This window comes from Planktothricoides raciborskii GIHE-MW2 (assembly GCF_040564635.1).
GTDB lineage: Bacteria > Cyanobacteriota > Cyanobacteriia > Cyanobacteriales > Laspinemataceae > Planktothricoides > Planktothricoides raciborskii.
The window spans coordinates 6,279,415-6,291,406 of record NZ_CP159837.1; the positions used below are offsets into that span (position 1 = coordinate 6,279,415).

Below are 11,992 nucleotides of genomic sequence, written 5' to 3' on the forward strand. Positions count from 1 at the left end.
AAAAATATTATTCGGGGATTCGGAGTTTTCCACTCATCAGTTCAGGGAGGAGGGTGTCGCGGGTTTTGGTTAGGGTTTGGATTTGTTTTGAATTATAAAAAATTTTTTCTCGCACAGTATCAACTAGAGCATGAAAATTATTTAATGTTGTTTCATCAGGTAGTAAAATTTCTGCGATTTCAAAATGTTCTGGTTTTACCGCCGGGTAAGCACTCCCTGACGCATTAAAAGTTAGATAATCAACAAAGGTATCAGTTGTTACCCAACCGTAGAGATATGATGCAGGAATTAAATTAGGTGTTAAGGTAATAAATCCGGTTGATACAACTAAATTTGATACTGGATGAGAGATGTAAAGATATGATTTGCGATTAGGTCTAACGCCTGACCAAATAACATCTCCATGACTTACTAAACGTCTTGCTCTGCTTGGTGAATCCTTCAAAATATAAGGAGTTGTACTTTCTAATGTTCCAACTCCTACAGAAGAAATGTCTACATATTCAATATTTTTATGTTTGTAATCTTTGTTGATGCTTTTCGCGTTGATTTCCACAACATCCCCCAACTTACCGACGCGCCAACCTGCGGGGATTGCGCCTAACTCGGAAGGCTGCATCGCCCCACCGGAGGAGCGATAGGGTTGGCCGTTCTCGTTAGGAAACTCAAAGTCAATAAACCAATGCTTAAACAGCGTCTGCGCGATTTTTTCTAGGGTTTCGTTTTGTTTTCTGAGGTTTTCGATTTTGCGAGTTAAACTATGAATTAATTTTGTGACTCTAATCCTTTCTTCCCTTTCTGGCATAAAAATTGGAATTGAAAGCAAATTTTGTAAATTTAATTTTGGTTGCACTGCTCCTGTTATAAAGGGATTTATATTTAATTGCTGAAAATAATAAAAAATAAATTCATTAACTAAATAATCATTCCCTTGGAGAATATGGGCGTGATTATTCACCCAAAACTTTCCCTCCGCGATAAAAGCAATAGTAGTCTGTCTACTTCTTAAATTTTCACCATCTTCTGAAATCAAAACATATTGACCATCAAAAAGATAATCATTAACATAATCAACAATTCCTGAAGCACCGTAATAAGGATATTTTCCCTGTATTTCAAGTCTTTGTCGAGAGTTTAATGGTATCCGTTTTTTGTTATGAATAGTTGCAATGTCTGATAGTTTATACTCCTTCCACTCACTCATAAATCCATCTCCTTAATCCACAGCCAACCCAGTATGAGGTCGCACCTCTGGAGGATGAAACCCCAAAACAATCTTATCCTAGTAATTGTAGGGTGGGCAATGCCCACCCTACTCCTGCGCGACTATAATCAAGGTAGTCCATAACGCTCCTACTGGTGCCATGAACCTATCACTCACCCCAGAAATAGAACAACGGATTGCGGATCAACTCAACTCAGGACATTATCAATCCGCCCATGAGGTCATCTTAGCCGCCCTAGAACTCCTGAACCAACGCCAGCAATACCTGACTGAACTGCGTCAGGAAATCGCGATCGGTGTTACTCAAATTGAACAGGGACAAGTGATAGATGGAGAACAGGTCTTCGATCTCATCAATAATTTAGGGAATCCATAACTCCACAACCTCCTGTTGTGCATCAAAAACTCATAAATTCAACCCACCGCAAACCCCGTATAAGGTCGTACCTCTGGAGGATGAAACCCCAAAACAATTTTCTCTGGGGGAATTCCTGCTCGTAACAAATCATCCGCTATCCCATCCTCTAAACCGTCCTCATGAATCCAAACTTTATCCCCCACAACCTCCAAATGAACAATACAAGCATGAACCCGCTTTCCATTCACATCTCCCACCGTCAATAACAAATAATTCTGATGGTCTTCTGCAATAACTAGCTTTCGCTGTAAATTGCCGTGAGCATAAGGTAATTTTGCATACTCTTCTAAAATTTCTTTGATTATTCGATAATAATTTAGGGAATCCATGACTCCACAACCTCCTGTTGTGCATCAAAAACTAGCAAATTAAAACGCTGATTTTTTAGTAAAATTTCTCCAATTGGTTCTTGAAAAAGGGTTTCAAAAACATCCTTAGTAATAGCTAGGTAAAGTCTTCGGTTTGGATCGATATCCCGCATAATATCAGAATATAAAGTATATTGACCCAACGCATTCTCTAAATCATTAACCCGTGACTTGCCGATAAAACTCTTAATTTCTACTGCAATTTTTTGCTCATCTTTATCGGCAGAAAGTAACTTTTCTGCCCCCAAATCTACAAATAAATCTCTAGATCCGATATTCAAGATATAAGGATCGTTAGTAATAGTCCACCCTTCCTTAATTAAAGCATTTCTCACCGCATCATGGTAAATATCCTTAGCAGGCATTAATCCCCCTCCTCAATTTTAAACCCCACCTTTGCCAACTGCCGCTTAATTTCCTCATCCAAAATTGCCCCCTCCCGCATTTGTTCCCCTAACTCTTGGGTTAACTCTGCCATCTGCTCCTCAAACAGAATCCCATCGTCCTCCTCATCAGGAATCCCCACATAACGCCCCGGAGTTAAAACAAAATTGTGCTTTTCAATCTCTGCCAACTTTGCCGACTTACAAAATCCCTTAATATCGTGATATTTGCCCCCCTTCCGTTTCCATTGATGATAAGTCTCGGCAACCTTAGCGATATCTTCATCGGAAAACGCCCGATTGCGGCGATTCACCATATACCCCAACTCCGAGGCATCGATAAATAAAACCTCTCCCCGACGTTCCCGGTTTCGATTGCCGTTTTTGCGACGACTCAGCAACCACAAACAGGCCGGAATCCCCGTATTAAAAAATAACTGGGTGGGTAACATAACAATACAATCCACTAAATCCGCCTCTACAATAGCGCGGCGAATTTCCCCCTCTCCTCCCGTATTAGAAGATAAGGACCCATTGGACAAAACAAACCCCGCGCTGCCTGTCGGTGCCAAATGATAAATAAAATGCTGTACCCAAGCAAAATTAGCATTTCCTTCTGGGGGAACTCCATACTGCCAGCGTCCATCTTTCCGCAACAGTTCCCCACTCCAATCACTATCATTAAAAGGCGGATTCGCTAAGATAAAATCGGCCTTTAAATCTGGGTGAGCATCATTGAGAAAAGACCCCTCCCCATTCCATTTAATCTGAGAGGTATCAATTCCCCGAATGGCTAAATTCATCTTGCACAGTCGCCAAGTCGTCTCGTTGCTCTCCTGGCCGTAAATGGAGATATTATCCATTCGGCCTCGATGGTGCTGGACAAATTTTTCACTCCAGACGAACATTCCCCCGGACCCACAGCAAGGGTCAAACACCCGCCCCTCGTAAGGTTCGACCATCTCCACCAATAATTTCACAATACTTTCTGGGGTGTAAAACTGTCCCCCTTTCTTCCCTTCTGCGAGGGCAAATTCTCCCAGGAAATATTCATAAACGCGGCCTAATATATCCCCTTGGCTGAGTTTTTGCGCGTTTTGGTCTAAGTCTAGGTTCAGTTGTTCGGCGGTGGCTTTGTTGTCCCTGACTAATTTAGCACTACCGATGAGGTCGATTAATCCCCCCAAGGAACTTTTATCCAGTTTCTGCTGGGCGTAGACTTTGGGTAAAATCCCTTTCAGGTGGGGGTTTTCCTGTTCAATGGCGGTCATTGCGTCATCAACTAACTTGCCGATATTCGGCTGTTTTCCCTGAGCTTGGAGAAAGAACCAACGGGCCTTTAATGGCACAAAGAATACATTCTCGGCGAGATACTCGTCTTTGTCCTCCGGATCCGCGCCTTGATACTCTTCCTCCCCTAAAATGAGTTTTTGGTGCAGCACTTCAAAGGCATCCGAGATATATTTCAGGAAAATTAAGCCCAGAACAATATGCTTGTACTCTGCCGCGTCCATGTTTTTGCGGAGTTTGTCGGCAGACTTCCAGAGCTTTTGTTCTAAGGTTTCGTTGGTTTTGGGTTGAGCTTGTTTTTTCGGCATCTTTTAGACGATCGCAAGGACAAAAGGCTGTAGTGAACCCTGAATAAAGGGAATTAACGGCAATATTTCCGCCTGTGGGAATCTTAACATTGCCGTAGCTGCCTTGATCAACTACCTAATTGATAATTGATAATTGATAATTAATAATTAATAATTAATAATTAATAATTAATAATTAATAATTAATAATTGATAATTGATAATTGATTTCCCCTACACCCTACACCCTACACCCCAAAAGCCCCACACTTCCCACACTTCGATGGCGGCTTCCCACACTTCCCACACCCCCACACCCCCACACCCCACACCCTACACCCTACACCCTACACCCTACACCCTACACCCTACACCCTACACCCTACACCCCAAAAGCCCCCCCTGCTCCCCTTTGCCCGGTTAGTTATAATACACAAATCCTGACTAGCTGTCACCGGGACTATGGTTCAAACTTCTATCCCCCCTTATATCCTTTATCCCGACTCCGATGGTAAGCCGATCGCGGAAAATACCCTCCAGTATCGCTTAATTGTGCGTTTAGTCACCAATCTGAAACAACTCCTGCAACAACAAGTTGCTTTTTTTGCTGAACGAGATAAAGCCCAAGAAGAACGCGATCGGGCTTTCGCCAAATTGCGGGAACTGGGAATTGATCCAGAAACCCTTTAAAAGTAGGTTCGCTATGCTTTGGTAATTAAATCGTGCCAAAGCTAAAAGTTGGGCTAAAATTAATTAATGAACATACAGAAATAAGCGTTACGCTGTCGCTAACGCACCCTACAAATTCATTAATGAACATATAGAAATTGTGGTGCGTTACTAACCAAGTGCTCACCAAACCGATCGCGCCACTAAATAAGTCTAAATAAGTCCAAATAAGTTACTTACTGCGAACAGGGCGCAACCATTGCGCCCCTATTGGCTGGCATGATCTGAAAAAACAAAAATAGCCCGTTTTTTATATATAGGTAAAACCAGGCTATTTATATCAGGATAAAACGTGGTTAGGAATGGCACCACAGAGACACAGAGGAAACTTATATATATCTTATTTGTTTTATTTTAAGACTTTTTTAAAATTTAAAATAAAACAAAATTAAATTCATTATTTTAAGAATATTATTTTGTAATAAATTATATAGTAAATATCATAATTTGCGGTTTATCAAATGATAAACAAGTATTTTTTCCAATAAAAATTAACATAAAAAATAAAAAAAAATTAAAATAAGGTACATAAACCGCCGGGGGTTACAACCCCCGGCTAATAGCGCAAGTCGGTTAAAACCGACTGTGGATTATTTTGAAACTGGTAATAATATTTACAAAAATTCATACAATTTGGGCGCTACGTCCAAGCGCCCAAATAACCATTGGAATTGTAGCAGGAGTTTTTAAAATTGGTATAAAAAAAGTGTAAAACAAGCGTCACAAAAGCTTAGAAAGAGAAAACAGCCTACCCCCAACAGAGATAGGCTGGAAAGTATCTGATTAACTAATTGGGACTAAAACCGAGGCTTTAATTAAGTCAGGACTTACGCTCTGACCCTACGGGTAGAGGGAAAATTTTTGCCCGCCCTACGGATAGTATTTAATCGCCCGATCTGCGTAAGTCCTATAAGTTTCAGAATGAAAACGTATATCTGACACAGCCAATTAGTTCTGGTCGTTACCTCTTTCCTGGTCAAAGTACCACCGAATCGGCTGACCGGCACCGGGACCAAGATTACGATAGCCGGTTAATTTATACCGCACCATATCGCCAAGAGTAATTTCAAAATAGCGAATACGTTTCTTACTGGAAAAATTTCTTGCCCGACGTAGTGGCCAATTGTCAAATATAGAGAGACCATCACTGGACTCAGGGGTGGGCGTGGGCGTGGGCGTAGGCGTTTCCGTAGGCGTGGGCGTCGGCGTTACCGTAGGTGTCGGCGTCGGCGTTGGGGTTGGCGTTACCGTAGGCGTCGGCGTCGGCGTTGGGGTTGGCGTTACCGTAGGCGTCGGGGTCGGGGTCGGGGTTGGCGTTACCGTAGGCGTCGGGGTCGGGGTCGGGGTTGGCGTTACCGTAGGCGTCGGGGTCGGGGTCGGCGTTACCGTAGGCGTTGGAGTTTCTGTCCCACCCAAGTTAGGATTAAGTGGTGACGTGGGGGTTGTGGGCGCAGGTGACACCGGAGAATTTTGTGCGTTAGCTGGAGTGGTGGATCCCACTACTGTGGAGATCGCGCCAGCAGCGGCGACTAAACCGCTGATAACCAAGTTTTTGACTGGCGCTTTTAGATTGGAGAATCGCTGTTGTTTGTTCATAGTCCAAAATCCCGCAATAAACCCAATATGGTTGGGGAGGAAACGAGGCGGGTTGATAGCGTTTCCTGTGGACATTGGTGTCGGGCTTACTTGGACATTAGATGGCCAAATAATTCGACGGATCTGGACTCATTCCCTTCGCAAGAATATAAACACTCGTTGAGAGAAAAATACCAAGAACTGAATCACCCTATCTGAATGAATAATGTTCAGATGCGGTTGTGCGATCGGTTGCCCTAGCTAGATCCTTTGGATGGCTTTGGTTGACTCTTGGATCGCGAAAGATGCACGATCGCACATCATTTCCCAGCAAATGTCATTCACCCTATCTTCATCTTCATGGGGTGCGGACAAACTTCAGGAATATTGCTTATTTTTTTGACCCAAGCATTTGGTAACTCAAAAAATCAATCTTATTTTGTCAGTAAAGCTTGATTTGGTCGGTTATTCGGAAGCTGGTGGCATCAACTAGCGATCGCTGATCGAGCGGTTTAAAATTTGTCCTATCATTACAACCTTGACAAATATTTGTTAGTTTATTTGTTAGGTTATTCGTGAGGTAAATTATTGGTTAAGTAAATTTGTCCAGAAAGGAATGACTACAGAGGTCAACCTCAAACACCAAAGGGTGGAAAGATGGTGTGCGATCGCTCAACTTAAGGCAAAACTTCCTCTGCCTAAGTTACTGAATCATTACCGAAAAATATTTAGGATATTTAGGCAAAAATTTAGGACAAACAAAATTGGCGAAAAACATTAGTTGGCGATCTCGTTTGACCTCATGCTTGCCAAAGATCATTTTTGAAATTTTCCTTAGAGGGAAAATATGTTTTGGGTAGCGATGTAGACAATGAAAGCTTTAAATGAATCTTACTTAGTCAAGAACTTAGTCAATCTAGGATTTAGTCTCCACTTATAGGGGGGGGTGGGCGATGCCCACCTAAATGGTTAATCGTTACGTTGTATTGCTTTGACAATATCTCCTGGATTTCAGGTAGTCAAAGGTACACGATTTGGTTTTCTTAAAAAGCAATGCTATAGACTAAACTAGCATTGAATCTCATCCCATCCCCGGCAGATCCGGTCACATCAATAAATGACGGAGTAAACACTAAAGGAACTTTTTTGAACGGAACCACCGATAATCCCAAGGTCAAGTCTTGACCAGTCCATTCCACAATGCCATTCACATTTTCTGACAAATTAACTGCCGCGCTGCCAAAGACATTAAACGGAGTGCCACCCCAGTCATCATTAGGGCTAAAATCATCTTCAAAACGGTAAATTCCATTCCCCAAACCTAAAGATAAGATCGCTAAACTAAAAGGTTCTTTGAGGTTAGGTTTGAGGGGCAGAAGTTTACTCGCTACTACATAGACACTTTCGCCATTATCGCTGGCGCCCGATCGCCAAGTCACAATATTTTGGGCGCCAATGCCAATGCCAAAGTTATTCGGCAGGTTACGGCTGAGTTGCAGACTCAGGGAGCCGCCCCCAGCATTATCTTGTTCTCCCAGATCGTTACTCCAGCCGGTAATTGCTACTGACGCATCTAAACCCACTGAGGTTTCCGGGTCGCCCAAGCCAATGCTGGCGGCAAAGGAAGCATCGGCTTTTCGGGTAAAACGAGTGCGGTGAACGAAGACGATCCCCGCTGAACCTGTCCGCCAGTAGCCGCCAAAACCAATCGGGGTTTGAACGCTCACGGAGGGCGCTATACCTGCTCCGCCAATTTCCCGGGTGATTTTCCGCAACTGTGCTTGAGTAAAAGAATCCAGCAATTGCAGTAAACCGAGTACCTGCGGGCCAGTGAGGATCACTTCATTGCGTCCCTGGGCTTGTAACTCTTCGAGAACCGGCAACCATTTGTTAATTTCTGCCAGTTGTGCTGGGGAAAGTTGTTGATTTTTGGCGGCTTGCAAAAAGGCAATTAGCTCATCAAGTTCTTCGATGGTTAAAATTCGACCTGGAGGCAGGTTAGGCAGGGAACCTTCTAACTGAGCAATTTGCTCAGGGGTCAAAGAATTAAGTAAGCTATTGACCCGTTCAACTTGGGATAATGAGAGTTCGATCGCCTCTTGCCCTTGGAGTGCCTGCAATTCAGTGATTAACTGTTGATTTTGCTGACTTTGATCGGCAGTTAAATCCAGTTTTTCCAATGCTTGGAGAATTGAGATTAAATCAGCCAACTCGGCGGCGGTTAACCGATAATCTGATGCCGGTAACTCAACGACCTGATTTAAGCGCTCTTCTTCTTCGGGAGTCAAAGAATTGATAATTGCCTGAATTTCTCTGGCGCGTTCTCCGGTAATTAACACCTCCGCTTGCTCCGTAGCGGCTAGTTGTTCTAGTTCAGAAATCAGAGATTGAATAAGCTGGCTTTGTTGCGGTCTGAGTCTGAGTTCTTGTATTCCTTTTAATATTGATAGGGTGCTTTGGAGTTCGGCTTGGGTGAACACCGCAACTTCTACAGACTCCTCTCCCAAGGAGGCATCGATGCGTTCGATTTCCGCTTCGGTGAGGGATTCGAGTAAGGCTTGCACTTGCTCTAACTGCTGGGAGGACAGTTCAACCTGATCCGCCCCTTGGGTTTGGAGTTGTTTAAGCTGGCGAATTAGAGTATTAATCTCTGTGGTTTGTTGGGGTCGGAGGCGTAATGCTTGAATTTGTTCTAGCACTGAGAGCAGCAGTTGGAGTTCTTCTTGGGTGTATAGCTGTCCCTGTCCCCCCTGAGCAAGCGGTTGCAGAGCCATCGGTGAGGGTGATGTTGCTGAATTATTATTTTCCAGATTATTTTCCAGATTATTTTCCAGATTATTTTCGATTTCGGAAAAGTCAGCCGACCAAACGGCGGGTTTGACCCCCTCTAATTTGTCCGCATTCGCGAGACTTACGTCTGGCCGCAAAGCGATCGCAGCACTCACACAGGTAATAAAACCAAGACGTAAAGCAAACTGATTTAAACTCACGCAAAAAGCTCCCAATGCCTAGTTGATACAAATATCAATCATATAGCCACCCTGCTTGTTTTCCCACCATAAACTTATGGCTGGAGCAATTTTATTTCTCGCCACATTTCTCGCCACAGTTATGGCAGATAATGTTCTGGCGTTGCCAGACGTTTGATGCTTATGCCTTTGTTCCCTGTTGGGAAAAATTTAACTAAAACCGGGCAAATCACTTGGAATCTCGTCGCCCAGGATACAGAAAATTCCTGGAAGCTCATCAAATTTTATTTTTTTATATATTATATCTTATGTCTGATGTATTATGTATTATGTCTTATGTATTATGTCTTATGTCTTATGTCTTATGTTTAATTTCTACATCTGTACAAATCGATCTCTAAGACTCTCTCGGTACTGGCTCCAATCATTCTCCCAATAACTTCACTTTGAGCCAAAGTGATTTTAAGTTCTAAAAAGTGAAATCTCTGATTGTTTTCTGGCTGACTGAAATCCTGTAACTGAGCCGGTATTGACTCAGTATTTTTACGAAATCACCTCGATTTAATCTGGGGGGAATCTGGCGATCGCTTGAATGCCATCAAAATTTTCCCGAAGCATCCCATATTTGCCAAAAGACTGGTTGTTACTCCTTGCTTTCCATCTCTTTCCTGTTGCGGCTATGGCTGCCGTGGGGACTGAAAACTCTTTCTTGCTTTCTGCAATCATTTTGCTTACTGCCCATTGTCAGTGCTACTGCTTATGATCTCAATCACTGGCAATAGGGATGTGCATCACTGGAGATTCATTACTTGGATTACAAGATGATGACGGAATAATCACGATGGATGAATAGCTGATATCACAGCGTTAATAACTTCCTTTTCAGATAATGGTCAAAACAAATATATTTTCCAGTGATTAAAAAAATGCTTAAAATTCAAGGTGAAATCAATAGCAAAACGGTTTTGAATTATTTACGCAATGGTCATATGATGGCGATCGCCCCTGGATCAAAGGGAGGTTTAATTCTCTGTAAACGGTATCATGCGGAGTTAGTCGGACCTGGTGCGGCGGTCGGTGGACTATTAGACATAGACTGTAGTGATTATCATTGGAAATATATCTTTTAATCAGTTATTTTCTTATCAAGAAAGTCATCAAGCATTAGATACTAGACAACAGTGGATTCACTATCTGCAAGATTTAGTCAAATTTTCCGATCCTTTGATGCGATCGCAAAAAATTTTACATCTCTTGGATAATTTTTTTCAGAATGAACCAGGGACTTCTCCCCTCCCCGACGATACCTTAGCCATAGCGGGAGTCTTACCCAAAACTATCACCCTGGCTAGAAAATATCACAATGTCATGGATCCCTACGCCGCCGATGGCAAAATCCAAAAAAAAGACTCTTATGAAAATTTTGGTTGTAATTTTCTACAGTCGCCTAAAACCTCTATTAACTGATAGTATTTACCCATAAAATTTACTCAAAAATCCATCATCCTAGGGTGAGCAGACAATCTACTCGCCCTAATTATTTGACCATCGACTATACAGTTCTCAGTGAAGCCATAATTACTGTCTTGGCGTCATGGCTTAATAAAGCGGTTCATACTCATATTCTTCTCCGGCAAAGGTGTAGGAACTGCCAATTGGGGACGGAGTATCTGGCTTTTCGGGTTCCGTCTTAGGAATGTCTTGACCAAAGTCTTCGTATTGCTCAAAAGTCTCTTGAATAATTGACGATTCTTCGGAATTCGAGGCAATAATATAATCTTGGAAATTCGCCCCCATTGGGTGCTCATAATCCACAGTAGTAGCAACCAGGGCTTTGTTCGCTCCAATGCCTCTAGTTTCCGGTTGAATCAATGGGCAGAAAATCCCATGAGCATGAAACAGCGGGCTTTTTTGACCAAAGGGTTGTTGGCGAAATTCTGCATAAGCTTTTTCTAATTCCACCGTAAACCCACTGACTGCTTGTCCTCCTTTCACCATGCGGTAGGAGTTGCCAAAACTAGCCCCCGCTGCCCCACTAATACTTAAGCGTAAGGGCGATTGGTGCAGGAATTTTTTGTCCCGTCCGACAAAGAAAATGAGATGACGGGTAAAGGTTTTAAATTTGAGGCGATCGGCCATAAATTCATCATAATGATCCATGAGTCGGCCAATGGTCGCACCAGTTTCCCTATTTTTAATACAAACGGCACCCCGTCGCACAATCACCAGTCTCGGAGTGGTCGAGATATATAAATTCTCCACATCTCCAGTGCTAAATTCATGTTCTACTTCCTGCCAATTCTCATCAGGAGTAAAACCAATGGCTTCCGCATTGTCCAGTTTTATGGCCAAACCATAACTGGTCAGTCCATCAGTCCCGGCACGAGGATTGATCATCTGACACCAGGGGAGTACGTCTGAAGGGGGGGCTTGAAATTTCTCATCTTCAAAATCAAAAGTTGCAGATGACTTCATAGGTTTTGGCATAGTTGTTTATTGGTGATTTTACAGAAAACAATAAGTCCTCAAGATTCTACGTTGAGGTTCCTTGACAGACAAGTATCTTGTGGCGTCAAGAGTGCAAAACGTTGGGAAGATGATTCTATCCCATTTGCACGGGTCGGCGCATTCGGGGATTAGATTTGGGGGTTAACAAGAGAAATTATTGCCCGAATGCGTTCATCCCCTACGATGGCAGGGTCAGCCAGTGGAAGAGAAAAGATTTTTTCTATTCTCTTCTAAACTCTA

General features: G+C 42.9%; 13 protein-coding genes. 5 read left to right on the forward strand and 8 right to left on the reverse strand.

Annotated features, from left to right (window positions below; translation table 11 throughout):
- Positions 1 to 7: 7 nt before the first annotated feature.
- Positions 8 to 1,204 (reverse strand): restriction endonuclease subunit S, encoded by a 1,197-nt coding sequence (locus tag ABWT76_RS26835; protein WP_354635232.1) that lies wholly within the window; start codon positions 1,202 to 1,204, stop codon positions 8 to 10.
- Positions 1,205 to 1,364: 160 nt separating this feature from the next.
- Between ABWT76_RS26835 and ABWT76_RS26840 the strand changes: the two genes are divergently transcribed.
- Positions 1,365 to 1,601, forward strand: coding sequence for a type II toxin-antitoxin system ParD family antitoxin (locus ABWT76_RS26840; RefSeq protein ID WP_354635233.1), 237 nt, complete (start codon positions 1,365 to 1,367; stop codon positions 1,599 to 1,601).
- Positions 1,602 to 1,639: 38 nt separating this feature from the next.
- On the opposite strand, the gene ABWT76_RS26845 is transcribed toward ABWT76_RS26840, so the two are convergent.
- Genes ABWT76_RS26845 through ABWT76_RS26855 form a run of 3 tightly spaced genes read right to left on the reverse strand, consistent with a single transcriptional unit; the run spans position 1,640 to position 3,992 of the window.
- Complete coding sequence (locus tag ABWT76_RS26845; RefSeq protein ID WP_354635234.1) at positions 1,640 to 1,972, reverse strand: XisI protein; 333 nt, start codon at positions 1,970 to 1,972, stop codon at positions 1,640 to 1,642.
- Positions 1,960 to 2,376 (reverse strand): element excision factor XisH family protein, encoded by a 417-nt coding sequence (locus ABWT76_RS26850; protein ID WP_354635235.1) that lies wholly within the window; start codon positions 2,374 to 2,376, stop codon positions 1,960 to 1,962. Before ABWT76_RS26850 ends, ABWT76_RS26845 begins: the two co-directional genes overlap by 13 nt.
- On the reverse strand, positions 2,376 to 3,992 hold the full coding sequence (locus ABWT76_RS26855; RefSeq protein ID WP_354635236.1) for a class I SAM-dependent DNA methyltransferase: 1,617 nt from the start codon (positions 3,990 to 3,992) through the stop codon (positions 2,376 to 2,378). The genes ABWT76_RS26850 and ABWT76_RS26855 overlap by 1 nt, the downstream gene beginning before the upstream one ends.
- A gap of 441 nt (positions 3,993 to 4,433) precedes the next feature.
- Between ABWT76_RS26855 and ABWT76_RS30745 the strand changes: the two genes are divergently transcribed.
- On the forward strand, positions 4,434 to 4,661 hold the full coding sequence (locus ABWT76_RS30745) for a hypothetical protein (protein ID WP_054468999.1): 228 nt from the start codon (positions 4,434 to 4,436) through the stop codon (positions 4,659 to 4,661).
- Between the two features lie 987 nt (positions 4,662 to 5,648).
- On the opposite strand, the gene ABWT76_RS26865 is transcribed toward ABWT76_RS30745, so the two are convergent.
- The gene (locus tag ABWT76_RS26865; protein WP_197285358.1) at positions 5,649 to 6,296 is read right to left on the reverse strand and encodes a hypothetical protein; all 648 of its coding nucleotides are present in this window, start codon (positions 6,294 to 6,296) and stop codon (positions 5,649 to 5,651) included.
- Positions 6,297 to 6,891: 595 nt separating this feature from the next.
- On the opposite strand from ABWT76_RS26865, the gene ABWT76_RS26870 reads away from it, so the two are divergent.
- Positions 6,892 to 7,056 (forward strand): hypothetical protein, encoded by a 165-nt coding sequence (locus ABWT76_RS26870; RefSeq protein WP_354635237.1) that lies wholly within the window; start codon positions 6,892 to 6,894, stop codon positions 7,054 to 7,056.
- A gap of 262 nt (positions 7,057 to 7,318) precedes the next feature.
- Here ABWT76_RS26870 and ABWT76_RS26875 read toward each other — a convergent pair whose 3' ends face one another.
- Together ABWT76_RS26875 and ABWT76_RS26880 are read right to left on the reverse strand one after the other, a co-directional pair.
- Complete coding sequence (locus tag ABWT76_RS26875; RefSeq protein WP_054469000.1) at positions 7,319 to 9,265, reverse strand: hypothetical protein; 1,947 nt, start codon at positions 9,263 to 9,265, stop codon at positions 7,319 to 7,321.
- 540 nt (positions 9,266 to 9,805) lie between these two features.
- Positions 9,806 to 9,970: a hypothetical protein gene (locus ABWT76_RS26880; protein ID WP_156331958.1), complete on the reverse strand. Its 165-nt coding sequence runs from the start codon at positions 9,968 to 9,970 to the stop codon at positions 9,806 to 9,808.
- A gap of 200 nt (positions 9,971 to 10,170) precedes the next feature.
- Here ABWT76_RS26880 and ABWT76_RS26885 point away from each other — a divergent pair, with 200 nt between their 5' ends.
- Both ABWT76_RS26885 and ABWT76_RS26890 read left to right on the forward strand, forming a co-directional pair.
- Positions 10,171 to 10,374, forward strand: a complete 204-nt coding sequence (locus ABWT76_RS26885) for a hypothetical protein (RefSeq protein ID WP_054469001.1) — start codon at positions 10,171 to 10,173, stop codon at positions 10,372 to 10,374.
- Entirely contained in the window at positions 10,346 to 10,711 is a 366-nt protein-coding gene (locus ABWT76_RS26890) for a hypothetical protein (protein ID WP_190878692.1), read from the forward strand. The genes ABWT76_RS26885 and ABWT76_RS26890 overlap by 29 nt, the downstream gene beginning before the upstream one ends.
- 132 nt (positions 10,712 to 10,843) lie before the next feature.
- Here the strand turns inward: ABWT76_RS26890 and ABWT76_RS26895 are convergent, their stop codons facing one another.
- On the reverse strand, positions 10,844 to 11,719 hold the full coding sequence (locus ABWT76_RS26895) for a DUF5895 domain-containing protein (protein WP_054469011.1): 876 nt from the start codon (positions 11,717 to 11,719) through the stop codon (positions 10,844 to 10,846).
- Positions 11,720 to 11,992 lie beyond the last annotated feature (273 nt).